We start from the raw sequence: 17491 nt of genomic DNA on the forward strand, positions 1-17491 counted from the left end.
TTTCCAAATTAAATAGTTTGTTGCTTGAGTAAGGTTAAATATGAATGTCAGTGTGTTCTGATTCGAGACGAAATTTATTGTTTTTTTGGAACTCAGTTAACTAATAAATGATTATAAAAAATAAAAGTCATCTATATCAGTCACTTATATTTTCTATTGTGTTTTTATACAACACTAATTCTTGTTGATGTTGAGCTTTTCGCCAGCTGTAGAGCCTATAGCACTAAAATAAACAAACTTGAGAGAGAAACTACTGAAAGTTAAATATTAGAATCTGGTATTAGTTTGCAGTTTGATATGGGGGGGCAACAATTGGATAAGTTGTTGGTTGGTGGAGTTATTTGAAATATGCTTCTAAAGTTGATAAATAAAAAGAGGTCAACGACTTTCGAAAAAAGAGTGCTAAGCGAAGTAAGATTTTCAGCACTCTATGGGGTTTATCTTCACGAAAGGATTGGTCAACTATCTAAAACTTCGTACTTTGGTGACTAAAGAGGGAATGGTTTGGAACATCGCTCTTACGTCTGAAACATATTGTGCAGGAACATAAATTGCGCAGATTCGCATTATGCTAATACCACCGATACTAACGGGATGTGAGGTAAACTTAGCACGCAGCGGGACAAATGAGTCTAAACCGATTAGCACTTCATAGTTGTCCTCATCGAGTAAACCGAGTTTGGCATAATGATTAAGGCTTTCGTGGTACCTGCGAGTATAATTTAGGCTAACACCTTGGCTTATGGGTTGATTGCGATACAAGTTGTCAAATGTATTCAACCTTTCTCCAGATTTTAGTCCCTCAGCCCGATGGAACCAAGGAGTGCAGTCTATTTCTTCAGCCGATAATAACGCTCGGAATTTTACCAACCCTTCTAAAGCGCTTGAATTGGTGCCATGAACAAAATGTACGCCTAATTGCTCCATATCCTCTAATTGAAGATCTCTTTTGGTAAGTTTAAGTTTGGTAAGTTTAAGTGGAGGTAGAAAAGAGGCTTTATTTCTAAACATGATGTTTTCCTTAACAGTGAATGTTCGAAAGTGATGCGTTGAGAATTCATTATTGGTATTAGTTAAGGGGGTAAGTAAAAGAATAAGTCCTAATAAAAAATAAAAACGATATAAATCATTGGTTAACCATGTTGATGATTAGGTTGTTTAAAGCGGTGTTTTGACGGTTTACTATCATTTCAGCAATTCGTTGGTGTACAAGGTGGGAGGATTTTGGGTTCATACAAAGTCAAATAGTTCGTTATAATCTCTCAGCAGCAGTTGCTATTAATAGAGAGCAAAATGAAGACCAAATTGATCACGCGTGAAGGCTACAACAAACTGAAACAAGAACATGATTACCTCTGGAACGAGCGACGCCCTGAAGTCACTAAGATAGTGACGTGGGCGGCGAGTCTAGGTGATCGCTCTGAAAACGCAGACTATACCTTCAATAAGCGTTTGCTTCGCCAAATCGATCGCCGTGTTCGCTTTCTGCGCAAGTTCTTACCTGAGGTCACCATCGTTGATTATTCACCTCAACAAGAAGGGAAGGTCTTTTTCGGTGCCTGGGTGGAGATTGAGAATGAAGAAGGTGAAACCATGCATTTCCGGATTGTTGGTCCCGAAGAGATTTACGGTGATGCAAAAGGTTATATATCGATTGATTCTCCTATGGCGAGGGCGCTGCTAAAAAAACAAGTGGATGATGAGGTAGTGGTGAAGACCCCTCAAGGAGATAAGGAGTGGTTTATTAACTCCATCACTTACCAACAGCACTCTGAATAAATAGAGCGATTTGAGCTCCTAAAGTGGTATGTCCTTGAGAGCTCAAATTGCGTGCTGTGATTTATGACAGAGCTAACTCGTCCGTTTTGTGTGTGGGAGCTGAGCGGCGGTTACGTTGAATCTTCTGATGATGGCTCAGTAACGTTAGGATTCGCCCTTCATCGTGAATTTGGTCGAAAAACGGATTGGCGGCTAGCGTGTCGACTTGGCATTCATACACAGTAATATGACCGCTTTGGTACTTTTCAGGAATATAGATATCCGAGATCAGAGTTTTAGCGTAAGGCTTGATCGCGGTGATCAGTAACGTTTTACCTTCAAACAACTCACACGCGTAGTTATGCACTAATCGATGCAGATCTTTATTAAGCGCGACATAGCTAAGTAGGCAGTTCTGCCCGTTAATATCCTTACCATGCACAATATGACCAACCACCGCGTTCCGGTGCTTAGCAAGAACCACGTTGATCTCTTGAATGGACATGACGTCTATCAGCTCTTGAAACGTGATAAAGCGATAGTGCTCTTGCGCGTAGACGATTTGCTCTCGATAGATCTCTGGCAGATTATCCCAACGATAGTTTTCATAAGTATCAATCGTATAAGGGTAGAGCGTGTCAAATCCTCTAAAGAAGTCGTCATATTTTTCGACCCCTTGAATGATGCGACGTTCATCTTCTGAATAATGGTAACTTTGCTGGAAAAACGTAGCGACCCCGATTCGGCGCATTAATGAAGGCTGTCCGTTGCCATGTTCCCACTTACTGAGCATTGGCTGGTTTATCCCTTGAAATGCACGATGGGATAAGCTCAGCGCTTCAACCAGTTCCAATTGAGACATGCCATTAAAATTGCGCCAATACTTCAGTGCTTGTGCGAAGTTATCGCGTGAAAACGGACTCTCCGATTGTGCTTCAAATGTCATAATCTCTCCTTGAGTTCGATAAACTAGTGATAGTGTACTTAGGTTATATGACATGGGCTTGGTGGGGCGCACAAAAGCATATTTTAAAACGTTACAAAGGGTTAGTAGACGTTGAATAGTTAGCGTGCAGGTTAACAAAGTTGCAGCAAGTAAAATTAGGCAACATTAGATATACATCACTTATATCACTTAGAGCAGTGACGGATGTGTCTGATATGAGCCATAATTAATAAACGTTAACAATTCTGTGCGCAATTTTTGCCCACGAAATGTTACATTTACCTTTGATATTGATGCCGCATTTCGCAGGCATGGATATGGTGATAGCTTTATTTAGTGGTGGAATCAAATATGCAAGAAAATCACAAGATTTTAGTTGTTGATGACGATGCGCGTTTGCGTGCGTTGTTAGAGCGTTACTTATCAGAGCAAGGATTCCAAGTACGCAGTGTTGCTAACAGTGAGCAGATGGACCGCCTGTTAACCCGTGAAAACTTTCATCTAATGGTATTGGATTTAATGCTACCAGGTGAAGATGGCTTGTCGATTTGTCGTCGTTTACGTAACGCCAACAATATGTTGCCTATTTTGATGCTGACAGCGAAGGGCGATGAAGTTGATCGTATCGTTGGGCTAGAAGTTGGAGCCGATGACTATCTACCAAAACCGTTTAATCCGCGTGAATTGTTAGCGCGAATCAAGGCGGTATTGCGTCGTCAAACCATAGAAGCCCCCGGCGCACCAAGCCAAGAAGAGTCTCAGGTGGAATTTGGTGAATTCCGTCTGAATTTAGGCACGCGAGAAATGTTCCGTGGTGAAGAGGCTATGCCTTTGACTTCCGGTGAGTTCGCCGTACTTAAAGCGCTGGTGACCAACGCTCGTGAGCCAATGTCACGTGACAAACTGATGAACATGGCTCGTGGTCGTGAATACTCGGCGATGGAACGCTCCATTGATGTACAGATTTCCCGCTTGCGTCGCATGTTAGAAGTGGATCCAAGCAAACCTCGTTATATCCAAACCGTATGGGGATTGGGTTATGTTTTCGTACCCGATGGTAAAGAAGCATAACGAGAAATAACGCGAAGGCTCTGGATGAATTCAGAGCCTTTTGTTTATGATACGCCTCAACCTTTCACTTTCATCTCCCCAAAGGAAGTTCTATGCGATTTCGCAGCTCATTTACGCAATCCATTCTATTGTTTTTTACTCTGCTGGTGGCGAGCCAAGTTTTTTCCTATTACGCCGTATACAACTATGCCTTGGTGCCAAGTTTGCAGCAGTTTAATAAAATCCTCGCCCATGAATTGAATTTCATTTTGGAAGACCAAGAGGCGGTGGATGAAAAACTAGAAATGGACGCGCCATTAAGGCGTCGCGTATTGGAGCAACTGGGCGTGACCATTCACGCGAAAGATAGCGCGATGGCAAATGAGTTTCATCATGCGATGTCTATCGACTTGATGAGTGAGGAAATGAGCGATGAATTAAACTCACCAACAGAAGTTCGGCTTATCCTCGGGTCGGAAAGCTATATTCTTTGGATGCAAATCGATGCACTGCCCAATTCCCTGATTCGTATTCCCTTGTCTGAATTACAAGAAGAAGACTTTGCACCGTTGTTTAGAAATAGTCTGATCATGGCTATCTTAGTGGTGATGGGAGGCTGGTTATTTATTCGTTTGCAAAATCGACCATTAATGGCGTTAGAGCATGCGGCAAAGTTAGTGGGTAAAGGCGAGATCCCGCCACCACTGCCAGAAAAAGGTGCCTCTGAAATTCGCTCGGTGACCAGAGCCTTTAACCAAATGGCTAAAGGCATTCAGGAGCTGGAAGAAGATCGAACCTTATTGATGGCGGGTATTAGCCATGACATCCGTACCCCACTGACGCGTATTCGTCTTGCCACAGAAATGATGTCGCCTGAAGACAGTTATTTAGCCGAAGGCATTATTAGCGATACCGAAGAGTGTAATGAAATCATTGGTCAGTTTATGGATTACCTCAAAGCCGGTGAACACGCAGAGCTTTGAAGCTCTTAGCTTAAATGACATTTCATCGGATATTGTCTCTTCAGAAGGCGGCTACGAAATTCAGATCGACTTTGAGCCAATGGAAGCGATTAAAGACATTAATGGCAGCCCGATAGCCATTAAGCGCGCCATCACCAATTTAGTGGTGAACTCAATTCGTTATGGGAATGGTTGGGTTAAGGTGAGTACTGGCATGACGGCGGATAAAAAATTGGCGTGGGTGTGCATTGAAGATAATGGCCCTGGTATTGAACCTGACCAAATTGGTCGCCTTTTTGAACCGTTTACTCGTGGTGATACGGCAAGAGGAAGTGAAGGAACTGGACTTGGTTTAGCGATTGTTAAGCGTATTATCGGTCAGCATTACGGCACGGTGAGTATTTCAAACCGCAGTCAGGGTGGCCTCATGGCTCAAGTCAGTTTCCCTGTCGCTAAGAATGGGTTGAGGTAGAGTGTCTTGCGGTTGTTTGGAGTGCGCCCTTTAAGTACGTGAAGGGCTGAAGAAGATCCCCTTATTCAAGGGGATGACGATTTTCTCTCACGGAATGGTGTTTAGAAAAAGTAGGTGTCATCCTCACGAAAGTGAGGATCTCCCAACGCGTATGGCTTATCAATGATGATCGGTTACGTAGTATGGTCACCCTACGCTTTAGCGTAAAACTCTTTATCGCCCAGCCAGCGGTCAATAATCTTCTTCGCATGTTCTGGGTATTGCTCATGCACATGCCGTGCGAGTCGTTGCACTTCAGGCACCAAGCGTTGATCTCGGACTAAATCGGCTATTTTAAAATCTGCCAGCCCGGTTTGTTTGGTGCCAAGTAGTTCTCCTGGGCCACGGATCTCTAAATCGCGCTGTGCAATCACAAACCCATCATTACTTTCTCGTAGCACGCCTAAGCGTTTCTGAGCCGTTTTAGACAACGGCGAGTGATAGAGCAGGACACAGTGACTCGCAACCGTTCCACGCCCGACACGGCCTCTTAGCTGGTGAAGCTGAGCTAAGCCTAGGCGTTCTGGGTTTTCAATGATCATTAAACTGGAGTTAGGTACATCAACGCCAACTTCAATCACAGTCGTGGCGACGAGAAGATGGAGCTCATTGGCTTTAAACTGCTGCATGACCGCCTGTTTTTCTGCTGGCTTCATTCGGCCATGCACCAAGCCGACTTTAACATCGGGCAGTTGACGTTGCAGGTCTTCAGCGGTATCGGCGGCTGCTTGTGCTTCCAGCACTTCCGATTCGTCAATAAGCGTACAGACCCAGTAGGCTTGCTTGCCTTCCGTTAGGCAGGCGTGTTTCACACGTTCGATAATCGCGTCTCGTTTGGTGTCCGGCAGCGCCACGGTTTGTATTGGTGTACGTCCGGGCGGCAGTTCATCAATGACCGAGGTTTCTAAGTCAGCGTAGGCCGTCATCGCCAGCGTTCGCGGTATCGGGGTCGCGGTCATAATAAGTTGATGAGGGTAATAGCCTTGCTTCGCGCCTTTCTCTCGTAGCTCCAAACGCTGATGAACCCCAAAACGATGCTGCTCATCAATAATGACCAACGCGAGATTATTAAACGCGACCGATTCTTGAAATAGCGCGTGAGTCCCCACCACCATTTGCGCCTCACCACTGGCAATGCGTGCTAACTCGGCCTCTTTTGCTTTGCCTTTTTGCTTGCCAGAGAGCCAGCCAACGTCAATTCCCATCGACTCAAACCAGTTAGCAAAGTTAATAGCATGCTGCTCAGCGAGCAGTTCAGTAGGGGCCATCATCGCCACCTGGTAGCCATGCTCAATAGCACGTAACGCCGCAAGCGCCGCAACGAGGGTTTTTCCTGAGCCAACATCACCTTGCACTAAGCGCATCATTGGCGCGGTTTTGAGCAGATCCTGCTCGATTTCATTAACCACACGATGTTGAGCATTGGTTGGCGAAAACGGCAACTGCTCGAGAAGTTGCTGTTTAAAGCGCCCCATTTCTGGCAGGGCAACGGCTTTGTCTTGTTGACCTTGACTGCGCACCGCAAGCATAGACAGATTTTGTGCCATGAGCTCTTCAATGATCAGTCGCTGCTGAGCGGGGTGCTTACCTTCGTCAAAATCGTCGATATTGATCGACGGTGGTGGTCGATGGATGGTGTGCAGGGCTTGCGTTAGGGTGATTTGCTGGTTGTACAATCCGCTGGGCAGCAGTTCGTCTACGGCACTTTTATCCATGAGCTCAAGTGCTTGGTCGGTGAGACTGCGCAGTGTCAGTTGGCGCAATCCATCCGTTGTTGGGTAGACCTAGGTGTTAGCGTTTGCTCAAGAGCAGGACTTCGCTCTGAAGTTTGAAATTTGTAGTCAGGGTGGATGATTTCCAGCCCCAAATGCCCTCGTTTGACTTCACCATAGGCAACGATCACTTTGCCATCCGCAAAGTTGTTCTTCATGGCAGCGGTAAAATTAAAGAAACGTAACGTAATGGTGCCATTGCCATCACTTACTTTGACCGTCAGCATTTTTTTGCGTCCAAAGCTGACATCGCTGCTCATGATTTTACCTTGAACCGACCCCCATAATCCCGCGTGCAGTTTTACAATGGGGTAAATGCGCGTACGGTCTTCATAGCGATGGGGTAGATGGAACAGTAAGTCCTGAACATTATGCAGACCGACCTTCGCCAGTTTTTCAGCGACCTTTGCGCCAACACCGTTGAGGGACGTGAGAGAAATTGCGGACAACAGCTGAGCCATATGACAAACCATTACTAAATGAGATACCGATATTCAAGCATTTTACTGTCTTTTTGTACAGGAGGGAATAAGAGCGGTTCTATGGTTCTATGGCCCTGTGGATAGTGTTGGCTTGAACCATAGAACCATGCCTATTTCTGTTGCATTTCCTTCCACCAATCTTCATCGGCGATAATCTGCCCTTGGTCATCCAATGGAGGATAAGGGAGGCGTTTTTTCTTAGCGACTTTCGCCAGAACGGGGTGGCCGCGTTCGAACAAGGTGCGGTGAATGGTCTCGGGCGGCAACGCGCTGACTTCTCGGTGGTACATGCCAGCCAATTGGCGTTGTCGTTGCGCTTCAAATAGAATGAGAGCACTGGCGACCGAGACATTGAGCGATTGCACCATACCAACCATCGGGATGATGATGTCTTGATCGGCGCCATTAAGCGCGTGACCGGATATGCCTTCTTTCTCACCGCCTAAAATAATCGCCGTCGGTTTGGTGTAGTCGATATCGCGAAAATCTACGGCATTTTCAGAAAGGTTCGTTGCTAAAATCTGCATGCCTTGCTGCTTCAGTTCACCAATCGCGTCTGAGACTGAGTGATGGGTGTCGACTTCAACCCAGTTACGAGCCCCTGCAGAAGTGTGGCTCAGCGTGCGCATTTGTTTGTTAGGCCAAACGGCATGCACTTTGTGAACACCTGCCGCATCTGCGGTACGAATGATGGCGGAGACATTATTAGGCTTGTGCACTTCTTCAAGTAACAGGGTTAGGTCGGTTTGGCGCGCGCGAAGTACGTCTTGAATTCGGTTGTATCGTTCAAGGTTCATGATTCTGTCCAAATAAAACGGGTTCGATATGACTATCGAACCCGTTGAAGTTTACTCATTAACAACTAGTTTTTACGTCGTCTGACTCGCAACGCATGCGGCATGACACGAATACGCTTCATGATACCAGCCAAGTGCACACGATCTTTCGTCGTGAGCAGTACTGTGACGGTATACAGGCGACCATCACGCTCCTCAGTCGAGATGCCGTGAATGTTGGAACCTGTTTTTGCAATGACGTTAGTCAAATCAGCCAGTGCGCCTTGGTGGTTATGTAAATCCACTTTGAGCTCAGCAGTAAATTCTTGCTCGTAGCTGTCACTCCATTCAACCGCCATATACTTATCGGGCTCTTTTTGATGACCCCTTACGTTAGGACAGGTTTCACGGTGCACCACTAACCCACGACCCGGAGAGACATGGGCAATAATGCTGTCGTCTGGAATCGGGTGGCAGCAGTTTGCAAATGTCAGCAAAATGCCTTCGGCGCCACGGATTGGCAGTCGCTTACCTGATGACGGAACAGAACTGGTCTGTGTTAATTCATCGGTATCACCTAATAGGCGTCGTGCAATGACGATACTCATGAGTTCACCCAAGCCAATGGCCGCGAGTAAGTCATCAATATTATCAAGGCGCAGATCTTTCAGCACTTCGTCGATATTCTCTGGATAGATGGTATCGACAGAGTGGCGACCTAACGCATGATTGAGCAAACGGCGACCGAGAACGACGGATTCTTCGCGACGCATGGTCTTAAGAACCTGACGGATCTTAGTACGAGCTCGGGACGTCACCACATAGTTCAACCAAGCGGCATTTGGACGCGCGCCCGGCGCACTGATGATTTCCACCGTTTGGCCATTTTTCAGCGCTTTACTCAATGGATAAGGCTGACGATCAACACGAGCACCAACACAGGTGTTACCCACATCAGTATGTACCGCGTAAGCAAAATCAACCGCAGTGGCCCCAAGCGGAAGCTCAACAATGCGACCTTTTGGTGTGAAGACGTAAATCTCATCTGGGAACAGATCGGATTTTACGTTTTCAATAAATTCAAAGGAGTTACCCGCACTTTGTTGCAGCTCAAGTAGGCTTTGCATCCAGCGCTGTGCTTTCACTTGCGCTGTCGTGCCTGAGCGATCCCCATTGCCTTTGTAAGCCCAATGCGCCGCGACACCTTTGTCTGCCATCTGGTTCATGTCTTCAGTACGAATTTGTACTTCAACCGGAACACCGTGAGGGCCAACCATAGAGGTATGCAGGGATTGATAGCCATTGGCTTTCGGTACCGCAATGTAATCTTTCATGCGGGCTGGACGCGGCTTATACAAGCTGTGTACCTGACCGAGAACGCGATAACAAGTATCGGCGGTATCGACAATTACGCGGAAGGCATAGATGTCCATAATAGTGTGAAAGCGCTGTTCTTTGGTTTTCATCTTGTTGTAGATGGAGAACAGATTCTTTTCACGACCCAGTACGCGAACCGTCAAGCCGACTTCTTCAAGGCGACCTTCAATTTCGCTGTGAATGCGCTGGATCATTTCTTTACGGTTACCACGCGCCGACTTAACCACTTCTTTAAGAACGCGGTATCGGTTGGGATACAAGGCTTCAAAGCCGAGCTCTTCTAGCTCAGTTTTAATGTTATGGATGCCAAGACGGTGGGCGAGTGGGGCATAAATTTCGAGAGTTTCGCGGGCAATACGACGCTTTTTATCTGGGCGTAGGGCACCAAGCGTGCGCATGTTATGCGTGCGGTCGCTAAGCTTTATCAAGATCACGCGAATGTCTTGCACCATAGCAAGGACCATCTTACGAAAGTTCTCGGCTTGGGCTTCTTTGCGATCTCGGAATTTAAGCTTGTCGAGTTTGGAAACGCCATCGACGAGCTCGGCAACGGTCGTACCGAATTGTTCTTCTAGCTCTTCTTTGGTGACTTCAGTGTCTTCAATAACATCATGCAGCAGCGCCGCTTGCAGTGTTTCAATATCCAAGCGCATTTCTGCGAGAATACGAGCAACCGCGACGGGGTGAATGATGTATGGTTCTCCGCTTGAGCGGGTCTGCCCTTCATGGGCATCTCTTGCTACCACATAAGATTGACGCAGAGCCTCAAGGTGAGGCTCTGTTAGGTATTCTTGGGCAACGTCTTTAAGGCTATCGAATAGGTACAAATTGTAGGCCCGAAAGTCGATGGAACTCGAACAGTGTCATGGCTTAAAGGGCAGATAACAACGAGTGACGATCTAACCCTTTACGCTTTAAACCATTCGGTTCGAATTAACGGTTGTGAGCGATGCTGCTAACAGCGGCTAGCTCAGCTGCTTCTTGCTCTTGCTGTTCTTGACGCTCACGAGCATCAAGGACTTCTTTAGTGATCAAACCTTCTTCGATTTCGCGCAGTGCGATAACCGTAGGCTTATCATTTTCTTCTGGCACTAATGCGTCTTTACCACCGATTTGCATTTGACGTGCGCGGCGAGACGAAATAAGAACTAGGTCGAAGCGGTTACCAACTTTTTCAACAGCGTCTTGAACAGTTACGCGTGCCATAAGAACTCCAATAATTAACTAAATTTTAGATGACGAGAAAGTATACAGGCTAATGGGTGTGGATACTAGATCACAAATGATCCCAAAATAGCCCGATGACTGTTCATTTACCCGTATTTTGTTGACGAGTATCGAGTACGTCGCTGACAAGTATATAGGTAAATGAGGATTTTATAACCTGATCATTGCGTTATGAATGATCAAGGTAAGCTAAACTTGCTATTAAGACAGCAGCGCGTCGAGCATACCTTTGTATTTAATGGTCTGTTTATCTTGCTTCAAACGTTCCGCACGTAAAATGGCTTTGAAGTCGATAAGTGCGACATCAAAGTCGTCATTGATAATGACATAATCGTACTCAGCGTAGTGTGATATTTCTGACTTAGCTTCACTCATGCGTTTGGCAATGACTTCATCACTGTCTTGACCACGAACGTTTAGACGACGCTCTAGCTCACCGTTTGATGGTGGCAGAATAAAGACACTCTTCGCTGCTGGCATTTGCTCACGAATTTGACGTGCGCCTTGCCAATCAATATCTAAGAAAACATCAATCCCTTTATTTAAGGTTTCTTCAATCCAAATTCGCGAGGTGCCGTAGTAGTTACCAAACACCTCAGCGTGTTCGAGAAAGGCCCCTTGCTCAATCAGAGATTCAAAATCGCATTTTTCAACAAAGTGATAGTGAATGCCGTGCTCTTCACCTGGGCGCATGTCGCGAGTCGTGTGCGAGACCGATACCTTCATAGCATACGTCGGATTCGTCTCCAGCATCGCTGAAATCAAGCTTGATTTACCTGCTCCGCTCGGTGCGGAAACGATATATAAAGTGCCTTTGCCCATAGGTGTGAGTCCATAGTTCAGGATTAATAATAGAAGCGTACCGTTAGCCACGCTTCACAATATAAATATAGTACCGACTGAAGTTGTTGAAAAATCAGTCAGAAAAATGGAGGCGAAGAGTAGCATAAGTTGGGGGTTTTCGACAAGTGACAGAGCTTGACTGCTCAACGAGCGGCTACATAGAAAAACAAAAGAGAGGATAAAGACGAAAGGTAAAAAAGGGTAAGGTTTGCGGCAAACGATTGCTTATTTATCAAGGTGTTGTTTTTTAAGAGATAAAAAAGATTACAAAAAAGAGCGAAATTGATTGAATTATTCACGCAGCTGATTAAAATCCGCGCCAACTTTTCAAGTTTAGTTGATGAACTGAACGACTTTTCTCAATCAAAGTAAGCAGGTTTTATCGTGAGTGTTGATGTAGCAGGCAAAAGCCCAGCGAAAACTTCGTTAATTGAAACAACGTTTAAAATTTCTGAGCGTAAATCCACTATTGGTACCGAAGTGTATGCCGGATTTATTACCTTTCTCGCGATGAGCTACATCCTCGCCGTTAACCCGGCGATTTTAGGCGACATACCGGGTATGGACAGAGGCTCTGTCTTTACCGCGACAGCATTGGCGGCAGGTATTGCGACTCTAATTATGGGCGTGTTTGGTAACTATCCAGTGATGCTAGCACCGGGCATGAGCATGAACGGCTTCTTTAAAGGCATGCTATTAAGTGGCTCTGTTGCATTGGTCTGGCATGAAGCGTTATTGGGGATTTTCTTTTCCGGCGTGATTTATCTCATTCTATCGATGACAAAAATACGCAAAGCGATGATTGAGTCTATCCCAGAAGATCTAAAACTCGCCATTACCGTTTCTCTTGGTTTGTTTATTGCTTTCCTTGGCCTAAAGAATGCGGGAATTATTGTTTCAAACCCATTTATTTTGGTCAGTATGGGCGATATTTCAGACCCGAAAGTGATCATCGCTTACATCAGTATCTTTGTGGCGCTTGGCTGCATGGTGCGTGATATTAAGCTAGCGACCTTTATTTCGTTTATCTCCGCGATTGTTCTAACGGTATTAGCCGATACCTTCATGGGCACATCAAACGCCCCATTGCCGGATCAATTGGTGTCGATGCCGCCGAGTATGGCGGGCAGTTTTGGCGCCATTTTTGATATCTCTGGTTTAACGGCAGAAAAGATGTTCGATCTGCTGTTTATTGTGATTATCTTCCTAATTGTTGATTTCTTTGACGGCTTGAGCACCATTGTTGGTGTCGGTAAAGACGCGGGCATTATCGATAAAGACGGCAAAGTGCCGAATGCCCGCTCTGCACTCGTGGCTGATGCTGGTGGTACGGTGATTGGTTCTATTTTGGGCACCACGTCTATTACCGCATTTTCGGAGTCGGGTATCGCTTCCTCCCAAGGCGCAAGAACCGGTTTAGCGGCCGTAGTAGTTGCAGGACTATTCTTTTTATCCTTGTTCTTATATCCGCTGTTTTCAGTATTCTCAGCAGCGATGGTTGCCCCTGCCATGGTGGTTGTGGGTATTTATATGATTGGCCGCCTAGGGCAGATTGATTGGGAAAAGAAAGAATCCCGCATTGCGGCCTTCTTTACCATCATGTTCACCGTGCTGAGCTTCTCACCAGCCAACGGCATGGCAATGGGCTTTATTAGCTACGCCTTTACCATGGTTGTCGTGCGGCAAGCGCAAAGAAGTACACCCAGTTATTTTTGTACTGTGTGCGCTGTTTATGACGTATTTGTTGTTGCTGTAGTGGTCAATTAAGTGCTGAGCCCCAAGATGTCGAGGTGTTAACAATACTAAGCATCAACTTCGAGTCTTGGGCGCTTTGTTGTGGCGATTAAATCTTCTTGTACCTATGTTTTAGCCATGTACACTAGTCTTAATTTCCCCGCTAATTATTGGAAGATATTCACTTGAAACTACTTTTTATTTGTCCCGATTGGGCTAATTTAGCTTCACCAATTGTGCGAGAAATGCGAGAGCAGGGGCATGAGGTCATTCACCTTGATAGCGGAGATCTGGCGAGTTTTCGGTACTATAGTGCCTCACATCGTATCATGTCGAAAATGCTAGATATGTTTGGTGGTAAAAAGTACAAGCACCAACGAACAGAAGAGCAAATTTTCTGGTCATTGAAAGGGTTGTTTAAGGGAAGTGGTCGGTTTGATGCAATTATTTGTACCGAGCCTAATGTTTTCAATCATGCCCACTTTGATTTGATGAAGAAAAACGCTGACCGAATGGTATTGTCATTATGGGACAGCTTAAGTCGAATGCCTCAAAACGGTACTCACCTTGATAGGTTTGATAAGATCTTTAGTTTTGAACCGATGGATTGTGAACAACACGGCTTTATCCAAACTTATAATTATATTCCGCCCATTGATATTACCCAAGAAGATACCTCGCAGTATGATCTGTTTTCGGTGATGAGTTTTACTAAGGCTCGATATCAAGCTGTGGCTAGATTCCTAGATCATAACCCTGAAATTGTCCCAAATATCTATTTTTATATCGATCATCCGAGAAAGCGAAAATATGCAACGCATCCAAAAATTAAGTTAATAGAGTCGTTGCTATTGGAAGGCGAGCTATCGAGTGAAATTAGAAAAAGCAAAGCAATTCTGGATCTTGGGCAGGGGCAGCAAAACGGTTTGTCATTTCGAGCGTATGAGGCATTGGCTTACGGTAAAAAACTAATAACGACGAGTTCCGAAATTGTCCACTATGATTTTTATGATGTACAGAATATAGCGGTGATTGATGATCCCTCTGCGAAAATCTCGGACGGCTTTTTCGATACGGCTTACTGTTCGCCAAAGAGCTCCGCAATAGAAAAGTATACGCTGAAGCGCTGGGTTGAAAATTTAATCAACAATCTAGATTAGTATGAAAAAAAGCCCGTTAAGGGCTTTTTTTCATTAAAAGTTATTATTATGGTACTAAGTGTCAGTCAATTTATTCAATATTCTGAATTTGTTCTCTCATCTGCTCAATCAACACTTTAAGCTCCACACCTGATGCGGTGATGTCCGTGCTGATGGATTTTGATGCCAGCGTATTTGACTCTCGGTTGAACTCTTGCATCATGAAGTCTAAACGACGGCCACATGCGCCACCTTTTTTCATGATAGCGGTGGTTTCTTTTACGTGAGAATCCAAACGGTCGAGCTCTTCAGCAACATCTGACTTTTGTGCCAGTAAAATTAATTCTTGCTCTACGCGACTCGCGTCTAAATCTACTTTTGCATCTTCAAACTTACCCAGTAAACGCTCACGCTGCCATTCAATGATTTCTGGCATACGAGCACGAACCTTTACTACTTCGCTAGTAATGGCTTCTAAGCGCTGGTCAATCAAAGCTTTCATATTGCTGCCTTCGCTTGCACGTGCGTCGATAAAGTCGCTTAATGCTGTTTCAAAGCCTGCCAGCAGTTCTTTGTTGATGGTGTCCATATCTTGTTCTGGAGTTTCCATTACGCCAGGCCAATTCATCACTTGGAATGGGTTAAGGCGGCTTTCTTCACCAGTTAAGCTCATGACTTGTTTCGCAGCGTTGATAACCTGAGTAGCAAGCGCTTCGTTAATATTAAGCTCGGTCTTTGCGGCAGGGTTGGCTTCAAAACGTAGGTTACATTCAACTTTTCCGCGCGCTAGGCGTTTACGGAAGCGCTCACGAAGTACAGGTTCAAGGCCTCTAAACTGCTCTGGAAGGCGGAAGTAGGTTTCGAGGTAACGTTGGTTTACTGAGCGGATTTCCCAAACGGCGCTGCCCCAGTCACCTTTAACTTCTTTACGAGCGTAAGCGGTCATGCTGTAAATCATGGATTGTTTCCTTGGATTCGATAATTGTTCAAACTGTCTCCATATTAGCACAGAGGGGTTAGAGAAGTAATGAGGGGATTTAGGGGGGAAGCGTTTAGTTTCTGGTTCCTAGTGCCTAGGTTTCTAGTTCCTAAGGGCCTTGCTCTTTCTAGGGACTAGGCACCTATTTTCTAGGTTCTTTGCTCTTTCTAGGAACTCGAAACCTATCCTCTAGCCACCCGTCCTCATCTTCGCTATAATCTTCGCCCAACCAAACCCCTCCCTTACTGAAGGTAATGTCCATGCGTCCAAATGACCGCGCAGCAGAGCAAGTGCGCCCAATTACAATTACTCGCAACTATACTGCTTATGCTGAAGGCTCTGTTCTTGTCGAGTTTGGCAATACCAAAGTGTTGTGTAATGCCACCGTGGAAGAAAATGTCCCGCGTTGGTTAAAAGGCAAAGGTAAGGGCTGGGTAACCGCTGAATACGGTATGTTGCCACGTTCAACGCATTCAAGAATGCGCCGTGAAGCAGCAAGCGGTAAGCAGGGTGGCCGTACCATGGAAATTCAACGCCTGATTGCTCGTAGCTTACGTGCCGTTGTAGACCTAGAGTCAATGGGCGAAATCATGGTCACCGTTGACTGTGATGTTATTCAAGCGGACGGTGGCACTCGTACTGCTGCTATTTCTGGCGCAAGTGTGGCAATGGCGGATGCGTTTGCTCACTTGGTGAAGAAAGGCTCCTTGAAAGCGAACCCAATGAAGAGCCACGTAGCGGCAGTGTCGGTAGGCATTCTTGGTGAAAACATCTTTTGCGACCTAGAGTACGTAGAAGATTCAGCCGCTGATACCGATATGAACGTGGTGATGACTGAAGATGGTCGCATGATTGAAATTCAAGGTACCGCAGAAGGCGAACCATTCTGTCATGAAGAGTTAATGGCGTTGCTGGAGTCGGCGAAAAACGGCATTGCCGAGATCGTCACCGCTCAGAAGGCGGCGTTAGAAGATTAGTATTTAAATGGCTCCCGTAAGGGGGCTATTTTTTTGTGCATAACGCACACTGAATAACTGTTAAAAAGATAACCGTCATCCTCACGAAAGTGAGGATCTCACAAAGCGCATGACTCGCTTTGGACGATCCCATTTTTAAGGGGATGACGAACACAACAAAAGAGAGAAAACATGAAAGCATACCAGCGTGATTTTATTGAATTTGCCTTAGAAAAAGAAGTGCTAAAGTTTGGTGAGTTTACCCTTAAGTCAGGTCGTAAAAGTCCTTATTTCTTTAACGCTGGTCTTTTCAATACAGGCCGTGATCTTGCGCGTTTAGGTCGCTTCTACGCAGCGGCACTCGCGGACTCTGCCATTCAATATGATGTGCTATTTGGCCCTGCATACAAAGGTATCCCTATCGCGACGACAACAGCCGTAGCACTTGCCGATCACTATGATGTTGATACGCCTTACTGTTTTAACCGTAAAGAAGCGAAAACGCACGGTGAAGGCGGCAGTCTAGTAGGTAGCCCACTCGAAGGCCGTATTATGCTGGTGGATGACGTAATCACCGCCGCGTACGGCAATTCGTGAGTCGATGGAAATCATCAAAGCGAACGGCGCCGATCTTGCGGGTGTATTGGTTGCCATTGATCGCCAAGAAAAAGGTAAAGGCGAGTTGTCTGCGATTCAAGAAGTGGAGCGTGACTTTGGTTGTGCCGTCATTTCTATCGTGAGCTTAACGGACTTAATCACTTACCTAGAAGACAAAGGCGACAATACTGAGCACCTTGAAGCGGTGAAAGCGTATCGTGCTGAGTACGGTATCTAATCTGGCGCTACGGTTGAACTCGCTGTTATGGTTTAACCCATAGCTACAGTTTAAATGAACGAAACAAAAAAAGGTCTGAATACTCAGACCTTTTTTATGTGCGCGGTTTATTAACGTCGTGCGTTACTCTGGTGTTTTACAGAG

At 45.6% G+C, this 17491-nt stretch carries 11 protein-coding genes and 4 pseudogenes; 7 read left to right on the plus strand and 8 right to left on the minus strand.

The genetic code is table 11. The annotated features are described in order from the left end of the window. Positions 1 to 462: 462 nt before the first annotated feature. Positions 463 to 1011 carry a hypothetical protein gene (locus AC0L66_RS01825; RefSeq protein WP_265676600.1) on the minus strand — a complete coding sequence of 183 codons (549 nt, stop codon included), beginning with the start codon at positions 1009 to 1011 and terminating at the stop codon, positions 463 to 465. Positions 1012 to 1293: 282 nt separating this feature from the next. Here AC0L66_RS01825 and greB point away from each other — a divergent pair, with 282 nt between their 5' ends. Then, entirely contained in the window at positions 1294 to 1779 is a 486-nt protein-coding gene (greB, locus tag AC0L66_RS01830; RefSeq protein WP_006071280.1) for a transcription elongation factor GreB, read from the plus strand. A 61-nt stretch (positions 1780 to 1840) separates the two neighbouring features. Here the strand turns inward: greB and AC0L66_RS01835 are convergent, their stop codons facing one another. Continuing rightward, a complete protein-coding gene (locus AC0L66_RS01835) occupies positions 1841 to 2704 on the minus strand; it encodes a helix-turn-helix domain-containing protein (RefSeq protein WP_265676602.1) in 864 nt (287 codons plus the stop codon). Positions 2705 to 3055: 351 nt separating this feature from the next. Between AC0L66_RS01835 and ompR the strand changes: the two genes are divergently transcribed. Together ompR and envZ are read left to right on the plus strand one after the other, a co-directional pair. Further along, positions 3056 to 3775, plus strand: coding sequence for an osmolarity response regulator transcription factor OmpR (gene ompR, locus AC0L66_RS01840; RefSeq protein WP_265676603.1), 720 nt, complete (start codon positions 3056 to 3058; stop codon positions 3773 to 3775). A gap of 92 nt (positions 3776 to 3867) precedes the next feature. Further along, a pseudogene (envZ, locus tag AC0L66_RS01845) lies at positions 3868 to 5188 on the plus strand (two-component system sensor histidine kinase EnvZ). A 191-nt stretch (positions 5189 to 5379) separates the two neighbouring features. On the opposite strand, the pseudogene recG reads toward envZ, so the two are convergent. The 5 genes and pseudogenes from recG to gmk form a co-directional block, all read right to left on the minus strand. Continuing rightward, positions 5380 to 7460, minus strand: a pseudogene (gene recG, locus AC0L66_RS01850) (ATP-dependent DNA helicase RecG). A 131-nt stretch (positions 7461 to 7591) separates the two neighbouring features. After that, positions 7592 to 8278, minus strand: coding sequence for a tRNA (guanosine(18)-2'-O)-methyltransferase TrmH (gene trmH / locus AC0L66_RS01855; RefSeq protein ID WP_473568194.1), 687 nt, complete (start codon positions 8276 to 8278; stop codon positions 7592 to 7594). 65 nt (positions 8279 to 8343) lie between these two features. Continuing rightward, positions 8344 to 10461, minus strand: coding sequence for a bifunctional GTP diphosphokinase/guanosine-3',5'-bis pyrophosphate 3'-pyrophosphohydrolase (gene spoT / locus AC0L66_RS01860; RefSeq protein WP_265676610.1), 2118 nt, complete (start codon positions 10459 to 10461; stop codon positions 8344 to 8346). A gap of 106 nt (positions 10462 to 10567) precedes the next feature. Next, positions 10568 to 10840 carry a DNA-directed RNA polymerase subunit omega gene (rpoZ, locus tag AC0L66_RS01865; RefSeq protein ID WP_250619773.1) on the minus strand — a complete coding sequence of 91 codons (273 nt, stop codon included), beginning with the start codon at positions 10838 to 10840 and terminating at the stop codon, positions 10568 to 10570. A 222-nt stretch (positions 10841 to 11062) separates the two neighbouring features. Beyond that, complete coding sequence (gene gmk, locus AC0L66_RS01870) at positions 11063 to 11683, minus strand: guanylate kinase (protein ID WP_265676614.1); 621 nt, start codon at positions 11681 to 11683, stop codon at positions 11063 to 11065. A 405-nt stretch (positions 11684 to 12088) separates the two neighbouring features. Between gmk and AC0L66_RS01875 the strand changes: the two are divergent. Together AC0L66_RS01875 and AC0L66_RS01880 are read left to right on the plus strand one after the other, a co-directional pair. Further along, positions 12089 to 13460, plus strand: a pseudogene (locus AC0L66_RS01875) (NCS2 family permease). Positions 13461 to 13623: 163 nt separating this feature from the next. After that, complete coding sequence (locus AC0L66_RS01880) at positions 13624 to 14598, plus strand: WaaS/CpsH family glycosyltransferase (protein ID WP_473568196.1); 975 nt, start codon at positions 13624 to 13626, stop codon at positions 14596 to 14598. Positions 14599 to 14668: 70 nt separating this feature from the next. Here AC0L66_RS01880 and AC0L66_RS01885 read toward each other — a convergent pair whose 3' ends face one another. Then, positions 14669 to 15535 carry a YicC/YloC family endoribonuclease gene (locus AC0L66_RS01885; protein WP_473568198.1) on the minus strand — a complete coding sequence of 289 codons (867 nt, stop codon included), beginning with the start codon at positions 15533 to 15535 and terminating at the stop codon, positions 14669 to 14671. A 281-nt stretch (positions 15536 to 15816) separates the two neighbouring features. On the opposite strand from AC0L66_RS01885, the gene rph reads away from it, so the two are divergent. Together rph and pyrE are read left to right on the plus strand one after the other, a co-directional pair. Beyond that, positions 15817 to 16533: a ribonuclease PH gene (gene rph, locus AC0L66_RS01890; RefSeq protein WP_265676618.1), complete on the plus strand. Its 717-nt coding sequence runs from the start codon at positions 15817 to 15819 to the stop codon at positions 16531 to 16533. Between the two features lie 171 nt (positions 16534 to 16704). Beyond that, positions 16705 to 17347 (plus strand): annotated as a pseudogene (gene pyrE, locus AC0L66_RS01895) (orotate phosphoribosyltransferase). The last annotated feature ends 144 nt before the right edge of the window (positions 17348 to 17491 follow it).

It is taken from the genome of Vibrio sp. GJ43-1 (assembly GCF_055808835.1).